The sequence below is a fragment of the Frigidibacter sp. MR17.14 genome, from assembly GCF_037095735.1.
In the GTDB taxonomy this organism is placed as follows: domain Bacteria; phylum Pseudomonadota; class Alphaproteobacteria; order Rhodobacterales; family Rhodobacteraceae; genus Frigidibacter.
Map to the genome: position 1 here is coordinate 490,575 of NZ_JBAWKD010000002.1, position 16,347 is coordinate 506,921.

The window sequence follows — 16,347 nt, forward strand, 5'->3', positions numbered from 1 at the left end:
TGACCCGCCGCCGCGGCGCGGCGGGCACCGAATCCGGTTTCGCGCGTTGGGGTGCCGACCCTCCGTCCGAACCGGCCCAGAACCTCCGTGATCCCCGCTTTCCTCTCCAGCCGACGTGCGCTTGCCAGCCTGCTGCTGGTCCTGCTGCTGGCCAGCCTCTATCTGGCGGGCGGCCTTGCCCTGTCGCGCGGCTATTCGGCCGAGGATGCCGCCCGGATCGAGGTGCAGCGCACCCGCGGCATGCTGAGCGAACTGGCCGACCTGACGGTGGTGCTGCTGGATGCCGAGACCGCCGCGCAGGCCTTCCTGCTGACCGGGAACGAGACCAACCTCGCGAATTTCACCGAGGCGCGCAATCGGCTGGACGGGGTGCTGATCCGGCTCGATGCGGCGGCGCGGGCCTCGTCGATCGAGGGGCCGCTGCGCACCGGGCCGGTGAAGACCCGCGCGCGCGAGCGGATGGCCGCGCTCGAGCAGATCGTCGCGCCGCGCGGACCGATGTCGCGGACGGCGCTGTCGCGCGAGGTCGAGACCGGGCGGCGGGTGATGGCGCAGCTGCGCCGCGAGATCGACGCGCTGCGCCTGCCCGAGGTGGCGCGGCTGGAAACCGCCTTCGCCGATGCCGACACGCAGCGCCGCCGGGTGCGGCTGGCGCTGGTGCTGATCGGGGCCAGCACGACGGCGCTGGCGGTGCTGGCGGCGGTGCTGGCCTTCCGCATGGCGGGGGCCGAGGCGCGGATGGCCTTCCTCGAGCGCATCGAGGCCGAGCGCGACCGTGCCGACCTCGTCTCGCGCGAGCTGTCGCACCGGGTGAAGAACCTCTTCGCGGTGATCCTGTCGATCATCTCGCTGACCGCGCGGACCGAGCGCGATCCGAAGATCGCCGGCGAGAAGTCGCGGCTGCGGATCCAGGCGCTGGCACGGGCCTACGAGCTGTCCTCGCAGCAGTCGCGACTGGGCACGGCAGAGCTTGGCGACCTGCTGCGGGGCGTCGTCGGCGCCTATGCGCCGGGCCCCGACCGGCTGTTCCTGCATGGCCCGCGGGTGGTGCTGCCGGCGCGCCTGATGACCCCGGTCGGGCTCATCGTCAACGAACTGGCAACCAATGCGCTGAAATATGGCGCATGGTCCCGGCCAGAGGGAACCCTCTCGGTCTCGTGGGCGTTCGGGCAGCACTGTCGATTGCACCTCGGCTGGATGGAACAGAGCCCTTCGGGCGGTTCCGATGGCGACAGGGGCGAGGGGTTCGGCAGCAGGATGATCGAGCTGTCGCTGGCGCAGGCCGCGGGCAGCATGGAACGGCGCTGGAGCGAGAACGGCCTCGAGATCGAGCTTGTGTTCGATCTGCTGGAAGAGGAACTGGCCGCTGCACTGGTGCCTGTCGGGTGAGAGGCGAAGACGTCGTGGGCAAGTTTTCGGGCAAGACGATCATGGTGGTCGAGGACGAGGCGCTGCTGGCGCTCGACCTCGCGATGACCATGGAGGACATGGGGGCCGAGGTGGCGGGCCCCTGCTATCGGCTTGCGCCGGCGATGGAGCTGGTGCGCGAGCGCGCGGTCGACGCGGCGATCCTCGATGTCGACCTGAACGGTGAGACGGTTCTGCCGCTGGCGCAGTGGCTGACCGAGCATGGCGTGCCCTTCGTCTTCCACACCGGCCGCGCCGATCCGGGCGCCCTGCTTGCCGCCTTCCGCCGGGCGAAGGTCTGCACCAAGCCCTCGACCCCCGAGGTTCTGGCCTCGTGCCTCTGCGCGGCGATGGCCGAGCCCTGAACGCCCGCGACCCGCGCCGGCCTGGAGGGACGGCGGGGGGCGCTGCCCCCCGGGGCCCGTGCCGGGCCCTCCCCCCGGGATATTTGTGCCAATGCGAAATCACGCGGCTCTGCGCCACGCCTGAACGGAACGCGCCTGAACGAAAAGGGCGGCCGATCCCCCGGGATGCGGCCGCCCTTCGGTGATCGTGCCCGGATCAGTGGACGCTGACGGGGGCGAGGTCGTTCTGGCGCGCCAGCATGAAGGCCAGCCGGCGGTCGCGAACCAGCGCGATCCGCTCGCCGTCGGTGTCATGCAGCGCATAGATCATGTCGAGCCCGCCCGCCTGCTCCTGCACCTCCTCGGGAAGGTCGGAGACGAGCACCGGACGCACGTAGACGATGCGGTCGGCGCCGGCCTTCTCTGCAATCTCGTGACGCGTGTTCATGTCCTTGCTCCTTGTCCTCAGGGTCCTCAGGTGGTCCGGCCGATGCGGATGGTCTGCACCACCGCCTCTGGCACCGAGCGCTTCAGGTCGACGTGGAGAAGCCCGTTCTCCAGCGTCGCTCCGGACACCTCGACCCCGTCGGCCAGCACGAAGCTGCGCTGGAACGCCCGGGCCGCGATGCCGCGGTGCAGGAAGATCCGGGTCTCGCCCTCGTCGCCCTGCCGGCCGCGGATCACCAGCTGCCGATCCTCGACCGTGATCGAGAGATCGTCCTCGCGGAACCCTGCGACGGCGAGCGTGATGCGGAAGGCATGCTCTCCGGACTGTTCGATATTGAAGGGCGGGTAGCCTTCGGCCCCGGCCTTCACCGTGCGCTCCACCAGCCGCTCCAGCTGGTCGAAGCCCAGCAGGAAGGGGTGCGCGCCGAAACTCACCTTGGTCATCTCTGTCCTCGTCCAAGCGACATCGTCAGGGCCCCGATCGCGGCGACCCCGTCTGTATCGAATATGGGGGCGGGTCCGTGGCGCGGCAAGTGACTCGCACCTCGCTCGCGCCGCGGGGGCATCACAAGCCTTTGCAGGCGCCGGCATCTGCCGCTATTCTGGGCCATGCCCCCAGCTGGCCGGGATCCCCCCGGCGGCGCCACGGGCCAAGGGCCGGAACCGATGAACGCGCCGATGACGCCCCGCGGGCAGATGGAACACGAGGACGTGCTGCGCGTGAAGCTCGAGGTGCTGCGGCGCGAGCACCGCGACCTCGACCAGGCGATCCATGCGCTGGAAGAGACCGGCCGGTCGGACCCGCTGCGGCTGCGCCGGTTGAAGAAGCAGAAGCTGCTGCTGAAGGACCAGATCGCGCGGATCGAGGACCAGCTGACCCCCGACATCATCGCCTGAACGACGGACCCGACCGGCGACGCCGCCAAGGGCACGCCGCCCATTGCGCCCTGCCCAGTGCGCCCTGCCCATTGCGCCCTGTCGGCCCGTGCGTATAGTGCCCGCTCTTATTTCCGGGCGCGCAAGGGACATCGGCATGGGCGTGAAGGTCGGCATCATCATGGGCAGCCAGTCGGACTGGCCCACGATGAAGGAAGCGGCGACGATCCTCGACGAGCTGGGGATCGCCTACGAGACGAAGATCGTCTCGGCCCACCGCACCCCCGACCGGCTCTGGTCCTATGGCAAGGCCGCCGTCGAGCGCGGGCTGCACGTGATCATCGCCGGGGCCGGCGGCGCCGCGCATCTGCCGGGGATGATGGCCTCGAAGACCCGGGTGCCGGTGATCGGCGTGCCGGTTCAGACCCGCGCCCTGTCGGGCGTCGACAGCCTGTATTCGATCCTGCAGATGCCGAAGGGCTTCCCCGTCGCCACCATGGCGATCGGCGCCGCCGGGGCCGCCAACGCCGGCCTGATGGCCGCGGGCATCCTCGCCATCACCGATCCCGCGATCGCCGCCCGCCTCGACGCCTGGCGCGAGGCGCTCTCTGCCTCCATTCCCGACGAGCCCTCTGATGACTGACACCGCCCCCCTCGCCCCCGGCGCCACCATCGGCATCCTCGGCGGCGGCCAGCTTGGCCGCATGCTGGCGGTCGCCGCCAGCCGCCTGGGCCTCAAGGCGCATGTCTACGAGCCGGGCGCCAACCCGCCGGCCGCGGAAGTGGCCCATGCCGTGACCACGGCCCCCTACGAGGACGAACCCGCGCTGCGCGCCTTCGCCGCCTCGGTCGATGTCATCACCTACGAGTTCGAGAATGTGCCGACCTCGGCGCTCGACATCCTCGAAAGCCTGCGCCCGATCCGGCCGGGCCGCCGCGCGCTGGCGGTCAGCCAGGACCGGATCCTGGAAAAGACCTTCCTGAACGGCGCCGGCCTCGCGACCGCGCCCTGGGCCTCGGTCGAGTTCCCGGACGATCTTGCCGCAGCGGTCGAGCGCATCGGGGCGCCCTCGATCCTGAAGACCACGCGCATGGGCTATGACGGCAAGGGTCAGGCCCGGATCCTCGACGCGGCCGAGGCCGCGGCGGCACTGGCGACGCTTGAAGGCGCGCCGGCGATTCTCGAGGGCTTCGTCGACTTCAGCCGCGAGATCTCGGTGATCGCGGCCCGCGGGCTCGACGGGGCGGTCACCGCCTACGACCCCGGCGAAAACGTGCACCGCGACGGCATCCTGCACACGACGACGATTCCGGCGCGGATCTCGGCCTCGCAGCGCTCGGACGCGGTGCTGATCGCGGCGAAGATCCTGACGCAGCTCGATTATGTCGGCGTGATGGGGGTCGAGCTCTTCGTGACCCCGCAGGGGCTTCTGGTGAACGAGATCGCGCCGCGGGTCCACAACTCGGGCCACTGGACGCAGAACGGCTGCACCATCGACCAGTTCGAGCAGCACATCCGTGCCGTCGCCGGCTGGCCGCTGGGCGACGGCGCGCGGCATACCGACGTGGTGATGACCAACCTGATCGGCGACGACGTCGCGAAGGTGCCGGACTATGCCCGCGATCCGGATGTGGCGATCCACCTCTACGGCAAGGCGCAGGCGCGGCCGGGCCGGAAGATGGGCCATGTGAACCGGGTGATCCGCCGCTGACCGGGACCGCCGCCCGCGATCTGGATGCGGCACGATCTGCACGGAAAAGGGCCGGCATCGCGCGATGCCGGCCCTTTCGTTTCGATCCCGCGCCCGGGGATCAGGCGGCGCGGCGGCGGCGCAGCGCGGCCAGACCGCCAAGACCCGCGACCATCATCAGGCCGGCAGCCGGCACCGGCACCGGCGCCGGACCCGGCGCGCCACCCGCGGTGCGGATGACGAAGGTCTCGCTGAAATACCCGCCGTCCACGTTCCAGACGAAGCCGGCCAGCGCGTCCGAGACGTCGCAATGGGTCCAGCTGCTGTTGAACCAGCCCGAGGCGCAGGCGTAGATGTCGTCCTTGAAGAAAGACGCCACGAAATCAGAGACGCTGGGCAGGATATAATCCGCGATCTCTTTCGCGTCGGGCAGGCGCCAGCCGTAGGTCGCCTGCTCGGCGATGTCGAAATTCGCGCAGGAGTCGATGTCCGCCCCGCAGGGCGAAGCCCAGGCCCAGTCGGCATCGCCGATGGTGATGTAATCGGCGACGGGGATTTCGCCGCTGTAAATGGTCGCGGCACCGGCAGCAGAGGCCGCGACCGAGAAGGCCGCAGCCAGAAAGACTTTCTTCATGAGTAACTCCAAAACTCGTCAGGGAACACGCTAGCGTGATCATCCTAGGGCCGCCGCCGAAACCGCGTCAAACCCTTTCGGCTGGCGGGTCGGCCGCGCCGCCTTCGCCGCCCCCCTTTGCGGCGGCCCCGCCCTCGTTCAGCGCGGCCGGCGCCCGGCCAGCGACAGCGTCACCCCGCCGATCACCAGCGCCGCCGCGGCCCAGAATCGCGGCCCCGGCGTCTCGGCCAGTAGCAGCGCGCCGCCCAGCGCCGCGATCACCGGCACCGTCAGCTGCGCCACCGCCGCCCGGCTGGCCGCCAGCCGCGGCAGGCAGGCATACCAGAGCGCATAGCCAAGGCCCGAGGTCACCGCGCCCGACAGCGCCGCCAGACCCACGCCGGCGGCCCCGGGCGCCACCACATCGGGCCGCAGCACCAGCGCCATGAGCCCCAACGGCAGCGCCAGCAGGAAGTTCGCCGCCGTATCGCCCAGCGGGTCGGCCGCGCCGCGGCCGGCCAGCGAATAGATCCCCCAGCCCAGCCCCGCGGCCGCCATCAGCGCCACGCCGCTGCCCGCCAGCCGCGCCGCGCCCGAGGGCCAGGCCAGCAGGCAGAGCCCGGCGAAGGCCAGCCCGGCCCCCAGCGCCCGGCGTGCCGGCACCTGCTCGCCCAGCGCCAGCGCCCCCGCGAACATCGTCAGCTGCACCGCGCCGAACAGGACCAGCGCCCCCGCCCCGGCATCGAGCGTGAGATAGGCGAAGGAAAACCCCAGCATGTAGAGCGCGAGGCTCGCCACCCCCACCGCGCGCCGCGGCCCGAGGCCGGGCCGGAACCCGCGCGGGCGCAGCGCCGCCAGCGCGACCAGCGTCGCCGCCCCCGCCGCCAGCCGCACCGCCGCGAAGCTTGACGGCCCGATGCCGCCCCCCGCCAGCGCAAGCCGGTTCAGCAGCGAGTTGGCCGCGAAGGCCAGCATCGCCAGCCCCACCATCAGGATCAGTCGCATCCGGGTCTCCTCCCGCGCCCAGCCTCGCGCCGAAAGGCGGGGGCAGGCAAGGGGCGCGGCGGCCCCGGCGGGCTGGACATCGCGTCGCGCCCGCGCGAGGGTCGTGCCATGGCCCTACCCTCTCCCCGCCTCGCCGTGCGCGCCCTGATCCTGCACGAGGACAGGCTCCTGATCGTCAACGCCTTCCCCGAGGCGCAAAGCGACCTGTGGTGCGCACCGGGCGGCGGCGTCGAACGCGGCAGCTCGCTGCCCGACAACCTCGCGCGCGAGATCCTCGAAGAGACCGGCCTGCAGATCGCGGTGGGCGACCCGGTGCTGGTGAACGAATTCCACGATCCCGGCGGCATCTTCCACCAGGTCGATGTCTACTTCCGCGCCAGCATCACCGGCGGCGAGATCGGCGGCGACTGGACCGACCCGGAAGGCGTGGTCACCCTGCGCCGCTTCGTGACGCGGGACGAGCTTGCGACGCTGCGCCACAAGCCCGACAGCCTCGCCGCCGCGGCCTGGCCCGCGCCGGATGCGGCCCCGGTGCTCTACGATCCGCTCGAGCCGATCCTGCGCTGAGCGGTCAGACCATCAGGAAGGTTTCGGGATAGACCAGCCGCCCGGCGGTGCCGGCCGTGCCGGGCCGGATCGGATAGACCAGCGTGTAGTCGCGGGGATAGTCGGACGAAAGCTGCGCCCCCGCCTCGCGGCTGAACCCGAAGCGGCGGTAATAGGCCGGTGGGCCGACCACCGCGATCGCCTTGGCCCCCTTCTGCCGCGCGCGGTCCAGCCCGTAGCGCACGATCTCCGAGCCGATGCCCCGGTCCTGCCGGGCCCGGATCACCGCCAGCGGCCCGACCGCCCACCAGCCCTCGGGCTCGACGAGACGGGCGAAGGCGATATGGCCGATGATCTTGCCCGCATCCTCGGCGACCAGCTCCATCGCCATGTCGCCCGAGGCGCGCATCGCCTCGACCAGGCGGCTTTCCTCGGGCCGGCCATAGGCGGTGTTCAGAAGCACCGAGATCATCGTGCGGTCGAGATCGCGGACTTCCCTGAGATTCATGCGCCGGCCTCCGTCAGCTCCGCGCGCCATCCACCGGCGCGGGTCCGGTCCAGAGTGTGCCGCCCCGGCACCCCGTCAAGGCGGGCTCGCCGCCGGATCGGCAGGGCGCGGCCGACAGCCCGCCCCGCCGGGAAAACCGCTTAAAAAACGGTCACATCGCCGCCGAACTCGGCTCGGCCTGCTCGGCCTCGCGCGTTTCGGGATCGGGCATGCCCTGCCCCGACTGCGCGCCGGCCCCGGCATCCGCCCCCGCCGGGGCCGCAGGCGCCGCGCCGGGCCGCGCCCCGCGCACGAGGTCATGCACGAAGCCAAGCTTGGCCAGCACCGGCTCGGGCAGCACGAAGGGATAGAGGTCGTTCTGCCCCATCGAGCGGTTCATCGCGTTCAGCGCGACCGTCAGCGGCATCCACGCCGAGACCAGCCGCTTGATCCCGCGCACCCGGTAGGGATCGAAGTCGAGCTCGGTCGACAGCTCGCCGTCCTCGTCCAGCTCGGGCTCGACCTTCATCCCGAAGGCCGCCGCCGTCTCCAGCGTGTCGACCATGTGCAGGTAATGGGCCCAGGTCTCTGCCCAGTCCTCCCACGGGTGCATGGTCGCATAGGCCGAGACATGGGCGTTCTGCCAGCCCGCCGGCGCGCCGTTGGCGTAATGGGTCTGCAGCGCCTGGCCGTAGTCGTAGCTTTCATCGCCGAAGAGCTCGCGGAACGCCTCGATCCGGCCGCCGTCGCGCACGAGGATGTCCCAGTAGTAATGCCCGATCTCGTGCCGGAAGTGGCCCAGAAGCGTGCGGTAGCCCTCGTTCATGTCCTGGCGCAGCTTCTCGCGATGCGCGTCGTCGGCCTCGGTCAGGGCGATGGTGACCACGCCCGAATCGTGGCCGGTCATCACCCGGTTCGACTGGTCGGGGCTGTCGGCGAGGAAATCGAAGATCATCGGCTCGGGGTGGCCGTCTCCGGCCAGCGGCGCCGGCAGGCCCAGCCGTTCCAGCGTGTAGATCAGCCGGCGCTTGGCCGCCTCGATCTTCTGCCAGCGGGCATGGTTCACCGGGTCGGCGAGGTCGGGCACCGTCCGGTTGTGCCGGCAGGCCCGGCAGAAGGTCTCGCCCCGGTCGGCGCGCAGCATCCAGTTGCAGCCGCTCATCTCCCAGTTCGCACAGAACCGGTACTCCTGATCGGGATCGGGCAGCGCCGTCTCGGCCTCGGCAAGGCGCCAGACCGGCCCCTCGGCCTCGACCGCCGCCATCTGGCCGCGGTCGGGCAGGAAGCCCACCTGGCGGCCGCAGCGCAGACAGACCGTGTTCTCGAAGTGCAGCAGCTGACCGCAGCACTGGCATTGGAATAGTTGCATCCACCGCTCCTCGGGCGCGACCGTCGCACCCTGCACAGACCCGGGATGCCGTCTTGCGGCGCCCTCAGGCGCCCAGCATCCCGCCCTGCTGAACCACGGCGACCGCCACCCGGTTCCGACCGGAATCCTTGGCGGTGTAAAGTCCGCGGTCCGCCTCGCGCATCAGCCCCGGAAGGTCGAGCCCGGGACGGAACATCGCCAGCCCGATCGAGACGGTCACCGGGTTGTTGCCGGCCGACACCTGCATCTCGATGCAGCGCACCAGACGCTCGGCCACGTCGCGGGCGTCGGCGGGGGCGACCTTGGGCAGGAACAGCGCGAATTCCTCGCCGCCGATCCGGGCCAGCACGTCGCCCATGCGGATGTTCATGCTCAGGATCCGGCCGATGTCGGACAGGACGCGATCGCCCTCGCTGTGGCCGTGCAGATCGTTGATCGCCTTGAAATTGTCGGCGTCGATCATCAGCATCGCGCCCATCAGCGCCGGGTCCGCGCCCATCCGCGCCTCGAAGCCGCGGCGGTTCAGCAGACCGGTCAGCGGATCGCTTTCGGATTCCCGCCGGCTCGCGCCCAGACGCTCGTCGACGCTGAGCACCAGCCGGTTCACGTTCTCCATCAGCCGGCCGACCTGGTCGCGGAAGCCGAAGGGCAAGGGCAGGATCTGCCCCTCCTTGCGGAACAGCGACAGCGAGCGGTCGATGCGGTTCAAGGGCGCCAGCATCGCGTTCAGCAACATCAGCGTGCCCGCGGTCGAGAACAGCGTGGCGATCAGGATCACCACGAACACCCGCCAGGGCGTCAGCCATTCGCCGCCGAAGGCCAGCAGCCCGATGATCACCACCACCAGCGGCACATGCGTGCCCAGGAACGCGATCACGAAGATCTTCGCCATGTAGCTCGTCGGAAACACCCGCGAGAGCGCTGCGTAAAGACGCATTCCCAAATCTCCGTCACCTTACCCGGCACTCAACCTAGACGAACAATGTGCCAACAAAAAGGAGGCCCGAAGGCCCCCTTTCCGTTTCTCGTGCCGGTTGGGCAGGATTACATCATCCCGTCCATGCCGCCCATGCCGCCCATGCCGCCGCCGGCCGGCGCATCGGCCTTCGGCTTGTCGGCGATCATGGCCTCGGTGGTGATCAGCAGGGCCGCGACCGAGGCCGCGTCTTCCAGGGCGGTGCGAACCACCTTGGCCGGGTCGATGACGCCGAACTTGAACATGTCGCCATATTCTTCGGTCTGCGCGTTGAACCCGAAGGTCAGGTCGTTCGACTCGCGGATCTTGCCGGCGACGACGGCGCCGTCGACACCCGCGTTGGTCGCGATCTGGCGCAGCGGGGCTTCGATCGCACGGCGCACGATGGCGATGCCGGCGTCCTGGTCGCCGTTCGCGCCGGTCAGGCCTTCCAGCTTCTTGCCGGCCTGGACCAGAGCCACGCCACCGCCGACGACGATGCCTTCCTGCACGGCCGCACGGGTCGCGTTCAGGGCGTCGTCAACGCGGTCCTTGCGCTCTTTGACCTCGACTTCGGTCATGCCGCCGACGCGGATGACGGCAACGCCGCCGGCCAGCTTGGCAACACGCTCCTGCAGCTTCTCGCGGTCGTAGTCCGAGGTGGTTTCCTCGATCTGCGCACGGATCTGGCTGACGCGGGCTTCGATCTCGGCCTTGTCACCGGCGCCGTCGACGACGGTGGTGTTGTCCTTCGAGATCGAGACCTTCTTGGCCGAGCCGAGCATGTCGATGGTGACATTCTCGAGCTTCATGCCGAGGTCTTCCGAGATCACCTGGCCGCCGGTCAGGATCGCGATATCCTGCAGCATGGCCTTGCGGCGGTCGCCGAAGCCCGGGGCTTTCACGGCAGCGATCTTCAGGCCGCCGCGCAGCTTGTTGACCACGAGGGTCGCCAGCGCTTCGCCTTCGACGTCTTCCGCGATGATCAGCAGCGGCTTCTGCGACTGGATCACCGATTCCAGCAGCGGGACCATCGGCTGCAGCGACGAGAGTTTCTTCTCGTGCAGCAGGATCACGGCGTCTTCCAGATCCGCGACCATCTTCTCGGGGTTGGTCACGAAGTAGGGCGACAGGTAGCCACGGTCGAACTGCATGCCTTCGACGACATCCACTTCGGTTTCCATGCCCTTGTTTTCTTCGACGGTGATCACACCCTCGTTGCCGACCTTCTGCATCGCGTCGGCGATCTGACGGCCGATCGAGGCTTCCGAGTTGGCCGAGATGGTGCCGACCTGGGCGACTTCGTCCGAGTTGGCGACCGGGCGGGCGGCGGCCTTGATCTCGCCGACGACCTTGGCGGTGGCCAGATCGATGCCGCGCTTCAGGTCCATCGGGTTCATGCCGGCGGCAACGGCCTTCAGGCCTTCGCGGATGATCGCCTGGGCCAGGACGGTGGCGGTGGTGGTGCCGTCACCGGCTTCGTCGTTGGTGCGGGAAGCGACTTCCTTCACCATCTGGGCGCCCATGTTCTCGAACTTGTCTTCCAGTTCGATCTCTTTGGCGACCGAGACACCGTCCTTGGTGATGCGCGGGGCACCGAACGATTTCTCGATGACGACGTTGCGGCCTTTCGGGCCCAGGGTCACCTTCACCGCGTCGGCGAGGATGTTGACGCCGCGCAGCATGCGGTTGCGGGCATCGGTATCGAACTTGACGTCCTTGGCAGCCATCTGACTGTCTCCTGATGTCTAGAGTGGGGGAAGAAAGCGCGCCTGGCACCCCTTCAGGGGGCGCCGGCAGGTCCTCAGGCCAGAATGCCGAGGATGTCGCTTTCCTTCATGATCAGCAGCTCTTCGCCGTTGACGGTCACTTCGGTGCCCGACCATTTGCCGAAGAGCACGCGGTCGCCGGCCTTGACCGACATCGCGATCAGCTCGCCCGAGTCCTTGCGGGCGCCTTCGCCCACCGACACGATCTCGCCTTCTGCCGGCTTCTCTTTGGCGTTGTCGGGGATGATCAGACCGCCCTTGGTCTTCTCTTCGCTCTGCACACGCTTGACCAGGACACGGTCATGAAGCGGTTTGAAAGCCATCTGGATGCACTCCCTCAGGGTCCAGGTTAGAAACTTGGTTATCACTCACACGGGGCGAGTGCTAACGCGCAGCAGAGTTAGGCAGGGGGGCGGAACCTGTCAACACCCGCCGTCCGGGAAAATGCGCGCGCCCGTGCTGCCCCCCCCGGCCGACGCGGTGCGCAGGCGCAGGCCGGGGCTGGCGCAGGCCTTCGCGGCGCGGGGCCGGTCCGAACACGCCTGCAGGCTGGAAACCACCGCGCGGCTCTGCAACTCTGCCGATCATGACCCGCTCCGCACTCCGCCCCACCCCGCCGAACCGCCCCCGCCCCGTTGCCCACGTCGCCCGCGCCCGGTCCAGGCTGCGCCCGCTCGGGCTCTGGCTCGCCCTCTGCGCGGGGCTGGCCGCGCCCGGTCTTGCCGCGGCGGCGGGATCCTGCGGCGGGCAGGACCTGATGGCAGGGCTCGCGCCCGCGCAATCGGCCGCGCTCGATGCCGCGATCGCCGGCCAGCCCTTCGCCGAGGGCAACCGCTGGCACGCGCGCAAGGGCGCCGCCGAAATCACCCTCGTCGGCACCATGCATGTCGACGATCCCCGGCTCGACGCGCCGCTGGCCCGGCTGATGCCGGTGCTCGCGCAGGCCGACGGCCTCTGGCTCGAGGCGACGGACGAGGACATGGCCGCGCTCCAGCAGGACATGGCCCGCGATCCCTCGCTGATGTTCCTGAACGAGGGGCCCTCGCTGCTCGAGCGGATGGGCCCCGACTGGCCGCGGCTCAGGGCCGAGATGGAGGCGCGCGGCATGCCGGCGCTGATCGCGGCGCGGCTGCAGCCCTGGTATGTCTCGATGGTGATCGGCCTGCCGCCCTGCGCGATGCAGGCCGCAGGCGACAGCAAGGGGCTCGACGGCCGGCTGATGGCCGCGGCCCGCACGGCCGGCGTGCCGATGCACGCGCTCGAACCGCGCGACACCGTCTTCCGCCTCTTCGACGCCTTCCCCGTCGACACCCAGGTCGAGATGATTCGCGCCGCGCTGCCGATGGCCGAGCAGTCCGAGGACCAGTTCGCCACCCTGCTCGCCGCCTATTTCGCCGAAAGCCACCTGCGGCTCTGGGCCTTCAGCCGGCAGGCCGCGCTCGCGGCCGTGCCCGACGCGGACCGCGCCGAGGCCGAGCGCGACTACGCGCTGTTCGAAGACGCGATCCTGACCCGCCGCAACGCCGCCTGGGTCGAGCGGCTGACCGAGGCCACCGGCGACGGCAGCCGCGCGCAGCATCTGGTCGCGGCCTTCGGCGCCGCCCATCTCGCCGGGCCCGAGGGCGTGCTCGCCGGCCTCGCCGCCCGTGGCTGGCAACTTGCGCGCGAGCCGTTCTGACCCCTGCCTTTCGCATTGGCGGAAATATCCCGGGGGGAGCGCGGCACGCGCGTGGGGGGCAGCGCCCCCCGCCCCTGAGAAAAATGCCTCCGCCCGCTTCGAAGGTCTCCCCCGCCGCGCCGCCGCCGACCGGTGACATTCCCCCGGGCGCGGGCTAGAACCTGCACGGATTTCAGCGCGCCGGCCGGCCCGGCGCCGTGCACAAGGGTAGGATCCCATGATCAAGGTCTTCGGCCACAAGTCTCCCGACACCGATTCCACCGGCTCGCCGATCGTCTGGGCCTGGTACCTGACCGAGGTGAAGGGCACCCCGGCCGAGGCGGTGCTGCTGGGCGAACCCAACACCGAGGCCGCCTTCGTCCTGAAGCACTGGGACCTGCCGAAGCCCGCGATCATCGCCGATGTCGCCGCGGGCGAGAGCGTGGTGATCGTCGACACCAACAACCCGGCCGAGCTGCCGCCCTCGATCGACGAGGCGAAGATCGAGGCGATCATCGACCATCACATGCTGGTGGGCGGGCTGAAGACCAAGACGCCGATCGACATCACCATCCGCCCGCTGGCCTGCACCGCCACGGTGATGCACGACCTGATGGGCGCCGACGCCGCCCGGGCGCCGAAGGCGATCAAGGGCGCGATGCTGTCCTGCATCCTGTCGGACACGCTCGAATTCCGCTCGCCCACCACCACCGCCCATGACCGCGCCGTGGCCGAGGGACTTGCCGCCGATCTCGGCGTCTCGATCCCCGAGTTCGCGGCCGAGATGTTCGCGGCGAAGTCCGATGTCTCGGCCTTCTCGGACGCGGAACTGCTGCGGATGGATTCGAAGGAATATTCGGTCGGCGGCAAGGAACTGCGCGTCTCGGTGCTGGAAACCACCGCGCCGCAGGTCCTGCTGGACCGCAAGGCCGCGCTGATGGCGGCGATGCCCGGCGTCGCGGCCGAGGACAAGGCCGACGAGGTGCTGCTGTTCATTGTCGACATCCTGAAGGAAGAGGCGACGCTGCTGGTGCCGAACGATTTCGTGAAGACCGTGGCCGAGGCCTCGTTCGGCGCGCGCGTCTCGGGCGACAGCGTGGTGCTGCCCGGGATCATGTCGCGCAAGAAGCAGATCATTCCTTCGCTCAAGGTCTGAGCGCGACACGGACAACAGGTCGGGGGGAGGCGCGGCCTCCCCCCGTGCCCCCCTGCGCCCGGGCGCGCTTGCCCGGCGGCGCTAGTGGCTGACGGACTTCGAGAAGAGGTTCACGATCAGGATGCCGGTCACGATGAACCCAAGGCCCACCAGCGCCGCGGTGTCGAGGCGCTGGCGGAAGACGACGAGCCCGATCAGCGAGATCAGCACGATCCCCAGCCCCGACCAGATCGCATAGGCGACCCCCACCGGCATCGTCTTCAGCACGATCGACAGGCACCAGAAGGCGGCGGCATAGCTGACCGCCACGCCCAGCGTCGGCAGCGTCCGGGTGAACTGCTGGCTCTGCTGCAGGAAGGTGGTGCCCACCACCTCGAAGGCGATCGCGATCACCAGGATCGCATAGGTCGCAACCGGCGTCATTCCGTCTCCCTCCTCGTCATCGCGATCATCGACCGCACCAGCCCCGCGCGCTCGTCCCCCGTGGCGCCGCTGCCGCAAAGATCGGCCAGCCACAGCCCGTCCGCCGCCAGCCGCGCCATCGCCGGGCCCGCGCGCCCGGCCTCGCCCTCGGCCGCGACCCGCGCCGCCAGCCAGTCGCCCCAGCGGTCGCGCAGCCCCGGGTCCGACAGCATCGCGAAGGCCGAGGCCACCCACAGCTTGTCGCTGCCCACCGAATCGGGCGTCGTCAGCTCGCGCACATAGGCCCGGCTGAACCGCCCCGCGGGATCGGGATCGGCCGCCATCGCCTCGGCCAGCGCCGCCTCGAACCGCTCGATCAGATCCTCGAACAGCGCCGTCACCAGCGCGGCCTTCGACGGGAAATGGTGGAAGAACCCGCCCTTGGTGACCCCTGCCCCCAGGCACACCGCCTCGACCGTCATCTCGCCAAGTCCGCGCGCCACCGCGACCGAAGCCGCGGCGTCAAGGATCTGGCGGCGGAGCTTCGCGGGCTCCTTGGGGCGGCGGGAAATGGTCATGCCTCTTAATACCGACCGGTTGGTATGTTTCAAGCCCTTTCGATGCCCTATCCCCTGCCGCAAGCCCGCCGCTTGCACCCCGCCCCGGCCCGCGCGATAGAGGGGCCCGACCTCCCCATGACCGAAGGGCCCGCCATGACCCGCATCCTGACCCATCTCGCCGAGATCGGCGCCGACTACGACGCGCTGTTCTGCGACCTCTGGGGCTGCGTCCACAACGGCGTCGCCCCCTGGCCCGAGGCCGTGGCCGCGCTGCAGGCCTATCGCGCCGGGGGCGGCAAGGTGATCCTGCTGACCAATGCGCCGCGCCCGAAGAAATACGTGATCGCCCAGCTCGACCGGCTTGGCGTGCCGCGCGACGCCTGGGACGACGTGGTGACCTCGGGCGACGCCGCGCAGGACGCGATGTTCGCGGGCGCGGTCGGCCGTCGGGTCTGGTTCATCGGCACCGAGAAGGACCTGGGCTTCTTCGACGACGTGCCCGCCGAACACGCGGGCGCGGCCCCGATCGAACGGGTCGAGCTGTCGGATGCCGAGGGGATCGTCTGCACCGGCCCCTTCGACGAGTTCAACGAGACGCCCGAGGACTACCGCTCGCAGCTTCTCTTCGCCAAGACCAAGGGCATGAAGCTGCTCTGCGCGAACCCCGACATCGTCGTCGACATGGGCGACAAGCGGATCTACTGCGCCGGCGCGCTGGCCGAGCTTTATGACAGGATGGGCGGCGAAAGCCTTTACTTCGGCAAGCCGCATCCGCCGATCTACGACCTTGCCCGGCGCCGGCTGGTGCAGGCGGGCGGGGCCGAGGATGCCCGCGTGCTCTGCATCGGCGACGGGGTCCGCACCGACGTGAAGGGCGGCGTGGTCGAGGGGCTCGACGTGCTCTTCGTCACCGGCGGGCTCGCGGCGGAAAGCTTCGGCCCCGATGTCGAGACACCCGAACAGACGCTGCTCGACGACTGGCTGAAGGCCGAGGATTTCGAAAGCGTCCCCTACGCCATCGGCCGCCTGCGCTGAGCCGCGCGGGCGGGCGGCCCGAGCCCCC

Annotated in this window: 20 protein-coding genes; 9 read left to right on the plus strand and 11 right to left on the minus strand. The window is 70.1% G+C overall.

Features of this window, described 5'->3' with window-relative positions; all coding sequences use genetic code 11:
* Positions 1–87: 87 nt before the first annotated feature.
* Both V8J36_RS07495 and V8J36_RS07500 read left to right on the plus strand, forming a co-directional pair.
* Positions 88–1,389: an HWE histidine kinase domain-containing protein gene (locus tag V8J36_RS07495; protein WP_336466659.1), complete on the plus strand. Its 1,302-nt coding sequence runs from the start codon at positions 88–90 to the stop codon at positions 1,387–1,389.
* Complete coding sequence (locus tag V8J36_RS07500; protein ID WP_336466660.1) at positions 1,386–1,772, plus strand: response regulator; 387 nt, start codon at positions 1,386–1,388, stop codon at positions 1,770–1,772. Before V8J36_RS07495 ends, V8J36_RS07500 begins: the two co-directional genes overlap by 4 nt.
* Before the next feature lie 196 nt (positions 1,773–1,968).
* Here V8J36_RS07500 and V8J36_RS07505 read toward each other — a convergent pair whose 3' ends face one another.
* Positions 1,969–2,199, minus strand: a complete 231-nt coding sequence (locus tag V8J36_RS07505) for a DUF1150 family protein (protein WP_336466661.1) — start codon at positions 2,197–2,199, stop codon at positions 1,969–1,971.
* 26 nt (positions 2,200–2,225) lie between these two features.
* The gene (locus V8J36_RS07510) at positions 2,226–2,642 is read right to left on the minus strand and encodes an Hsp20 family protein (protein ID WP_336466662.1); all 417 of its coding nucleotides are present in this window, start codon (positions 2,640–2,642) and stop codon (positions 2,226–2,228) included.
* Positions 2,643–2,864: 222 nt separating this feature from the next.
* On the opposite strand from V8J36_RS07510, the gene V8J36_RS07515 reads away from it, so the two are divergent.
* The 3 genes from V8J36_RS07515 (at position 2,865) to V8J36_RS07525 (ending at position 4,786) form a co-directional block, all read left to right on the plus strand.
* Positions 2,865–3,095, plus strand: a complete 231-nt coding sequence (locus V8J36_RS07515; protein ID WP_336466663.1) for a YdcH family protein — start codon at positions 2,865–2,867, stop codon at positions 3,093–3,095.
* Positions 3,096–3,231: 136 nt separating this feature from the next.
* A complete protein-coding gene (gene purE, locus V8J36_RS07520) occupies positions 3,232–3,717 on the plus strand; it encodes a 5-(carboxyamino)imidazole ribonucleotide mutase (RefSeq protein WP_336466664.1) in 486 nt (161 codons plus the stop codon).
* A complete protein-coding gene (locus tag V8J36_RS07525) occupies positions 3,710–4,786 on the plus strand; it encodes a 5-(carboxyamino)imidazole ribonucleotide synthase (protein ID WP_336466665.1) in 1,077 nt (358 codons plus the stop codon). The genes purE and V8J36_RS07525 overlap by 8 nt, the downstream gene beginning before the upstream one ends.
* 100 nt (positions 4,787–4,886) lie before the next feature.
* On the opposite strand, the gene V8J36_RS07530 is transcribed toward V8J36_RS07525, so the two are convergent.
* Both V8J36_RS07530 and V8J36_RS07535 read right to left on the minus strand, forming a co-directional pair.
* Complete coding sequence (locus V8J36_RS07530; RefSeq protein ID WP_336466666.1) at positions 4,887–5,399, minus strand: VPLPA-CTERM sorting domain-containing protein; 513 nt, start codon at positions 5,397–5,399, stop codon at positions 4,887–4,889.
* Between the two features lie 138 nt (positions 5,400–5,537).
* Complete coding sequence (locus V8J36_RS07535; protein ID WP_336466667.1) at positions 5,538–6,383, minus strand: DMT family transporter; 846 nt, start codon at positions 6,381–6,383, stop codon at positions 5,538–5,540.
* Between the two features lie 108 nt (positions 6,384–6,491).
* Here V8J36_RS07535 and V8J36_RS07540 point away from each other — a divergent pair, with 108 nt between their 5' ends.
* On the plus strand, positions 6,492–6,950 hold the full coding sequence (locus V8J36_RS07540) for an NUDIX hydrolase (RefSeq protein WP_336466668.1): 459 nt from the start codon (positions 6,492–6,494) through the stop codon (positions 6,948–6,950).
* A 4-nt stretch (positions 6,951–6,954) separates the two neighbouring features.
* On the opposite strand, the gene V8J36_RS07545 is transcribed toward V8J36_RS07540, so the two are convergent.
* The 5 genes from V8J36_RS07545 to groES form a co-directional block, all read right to left on the minus strand.
* Positions 6,955–7,437 (minus strand): GNAT family N-acetyltransferase, encoded by a 483-nt coding sequence (locus V8J36_RS07545; RefSeq protein ID WP_336466669.1) that lies wholly within the window; start codon positions 7,435–7,437, stop codon positions 6,955–6,957.
* A 151-nt stretch (positions 7,438–7,588) separates the two neighbouring features.
* Positions 7,589–8,785, minus strand: coding sequence for a zinc-binding metallopeptidase family protein (locus tag V8J36_RS07550; RefSeq protein ID WP_336466670.1), 1,197 nt, complete (start codon positions 8,783–8,785; stop codon positions 7,589–7,591).
* A gap of 64 nt (positions 8,786–8,849) precedes the next feature.
* Positions 8,850–9,722, minus strand: a complete 873-nt coding sequence (locus tag V8J36_RS07555; protein WP_336466671.1) for a GGDEF domain-containing protein — start codon at positions 9,720–9,722, stop codon at positions 8,850–8,852.
* A 107-nt stretch (positions 9,723–9,829) separates the two neighbouring features.
* Positions 9,830–11,470, minus strand: coding sequence for a chaperonin GroEL (gene groL / locus V8J36_RS07560; RefSeq protein WP_336466672.1), 1,641 nt, complete (start codon positions 11,468–11,470; stop codon positions 9,830–9,832).
* Between the two features lie 74 nt (positions 11,471–11,544).
* Complete coding sequence (groES, locus tag V8J36_RS07565; RefSeq protein ID WP_336466673.1) at positions 11,545–11,832, minus strand: co-chaperone GroES; 288 nt, start codon at positions 11,830–11,832, stop codon at positions 11,545–11,547.
* 263 nt (positions 11,833–12,095) lie between these two features.
* Here groES and V8J36_RS07570 point away from each other — a divergent pair, with 263 nt between their 5' ends.
* Both V8J36_RS07570 and V8J36_RS07575 read left to right on the plus strand, forming a co-directional pair.
* On the plus strand, positions 12,096–13,187 hold the full coding sequence (locus V8J36_RS07570) for a TraB/GumN family protein (protein WP_336466674.1): 1,092 nt from the start codon (positions 12,096–12,098) through the stop codon (positions 13,185–13,187).
* Positions 13,188–13,404: 217 nt separating this feature from the next.
* A complete protein-coding gene (locus V8J36_RS07575; protein WP_336466675.1) occupies positions 13,405–14,322 on the plus strand; it encodes a manganese-dependent inorganic pyrophosphatase in 918 nt (305 codons plus the stop codon).
* 81 nt (positions 14,323–14,403) lie between these two features.
* Here the strand turns inward: V8J36_RS07575 and V8J36_RS07580 are convergent, their stop codons facing one another.
* Both V8J36_RS07580 and V8J36_RS07585 read right to left on the minus strand, forming a co-directional pair.
* The gene (locus V8J36_RS07580) at positions 14,404–14,745 is read right to left on the minus strand and encodes a DMT family transporter (protein ID WP_336466676.1); all 342 of its coding nucleotides are present in this window, start codon (positions 14,743–14,745) and stop codon (positions 14,404–14,406) included.
* Entirely contained in the window at positions 14,742–15,302 is a 561-nt protein-coding gene (locus V8J36_RS07585; RefSeq protein WP_336466677.1) for a TetR/AcrR family transcriptional regulator, read from the minus strand. Before V8J36_RS07585 ends, V8J36_RS07580 begins: the two co-directional genes overlap by 4 nt.
* Positions 15,303–15,437: 135 nt before the next feature.
* Here V8J36_RS07585 and V8J36_RS07590 point away from each other — a divergent pair, with 135 nt between their 5' ends.
* Positions 15,438–16,319, plus strand: a complete 882-nt coding sequence (locus V8J36_RS07590; protein ID WP_336466678.1) for a TIGR01459 family HAD-type hydrolase — start codon at positions 15,438–15,440, stop codon at positions 16,317–16,319.
* The last annotated feature ends 28 nt before the right edge of the window (positions 16,320–16,347 follow it).

Excerpts from the sequence above, each read along its gene's own strand:
- V8J36_RS07585 (WP_336466677.1), bottom strand. The coding sequence starts at position 15,302 with ATGACCATTTCCCGCCGCCCCAAGGAGCCCGCGAAGCTCCGCCGCCAG.
- V8J36_RS07575 (WP_336466675.1), top strand. The coding sequence starts at position 13,405 with ATGATCAAGGTCTTCGGCCACAAGTCTCCCGACACCGATTCCACCGGC.
- V8J36_RS07535 (WP_336466667.1), bottom strand. The coding sequence starts at position 6,383 with ATGCGACTGATCCTGATGGTGGGGCTGGCGATGCTGGCCTTCGCGGCC.
- V8J36_RS07510 (WP_336466662.1), bottom strand. The coding sequence starts at position 2,642 with ATGACCAAGGTGAGTTTCGGCGCGCACCCCTTCCTGCTGGGCTTCGAC.
- V8J36_RS07540 (WP_336466668.1), top strand. The coding sequence starts at position 6,492 with ATGGCCCTACCCTCTCCCCGCCTCGCCGTGCGCGCCCTGATCCTGCAC.
- groL (WP_336466672.1), bottom strand. The coding sequence starts at position 11,470 with ATGGCTGCCAAGGACGTCAAGTTCGATACCGATGCCCGCAACCGCATG.
- V8J36_RS07515 (WP_336466663.1), top strand. The coding sequence starts at position 2,865 with ATGAACGCGCCGATGACGCCCCGCGGGCAGATGGAACACGAGGACGTG.
- V8J36_RS07530 (WP_336466666.1), bottom strand. The coding sequence starts at position 5,399 with ATGAAGAAAGTCTTTCTGGCTGCGGCCTTCTCGGTCGCGGCCTCTGCT.
- V8J36_RS07580 (WP_336466676.1), bottom strand. The coding sequence starts at position 14,745 with ATGACGCCGGTTGCGACCTATGCGATCCTGGTGATCGCGATCGCCTTC.
- V8J36_RS07545 (WP_336466669.1), bottom strand. The coding sequence starts at position 7,437 with ATGAATCTCAGGGAAGTCCGCGATCTCGACCGCACGATGATCTCGGTG.
- V8J36_RS07570 (WP_336466674.1), top strand. The coding sequence starts at position 12,096 with ATGACCCGCTCCGCACTCCGCCCCACCCCGCCGAACCGCCCCCGCCCC.
- V8J36_RS07590 (WP_336466678.1), top strand. The coding sequence starts at position 15,438 with ATGACCCGCATCCTGACCCATCTCGCCGAGATCGGCGCCGACTACGAC.
- purE (WP_336466664.1), top strand. The coding sequence starts at position 3,232 with ATGGGCGTGAAGGTCGGCATCATCATGGGCAGCCAGTCGGACTGGCCC.
- V8J36_RS07555 (WP_336466671.1), bottom strand. The coding sequence starts at position 9,722 with ATGCGTCTTTACGCAGCGCTCTCGCGGGTGTTTCCGACGAGCTACATG.
- V8J36_RS07550 (WP_336466670.1), bottom strand. The coding sequence starts at position 8,785 with ATGCAACTATTCCAATGCCAGTGCTGCGGTCAGCTGCTGCACTTCGAG.
- groES (WP_336466673.1), bottom strand. The coding sequence starts at position 11,832 with ATGGCTTTCAAACCGCTTCATGACCGTGTCCTGGTCAAGCGTGTGCAG.
- V8J36_RS07505 (WP_336466661.1), bottom strand. The coding sequence starts at position 2,199 with ATGAACACGCGTCACGAGATTGCAGAGAAGGCCGGCGCCGACCGCATC.
- V8J36_RS07525 (WP_336466665.1), top strand. The coding sequence starts at position 3,710 with ATGACTGACACCGCCCCCCTCGCCCCCGGCGCCACCATCGGCATCCTC.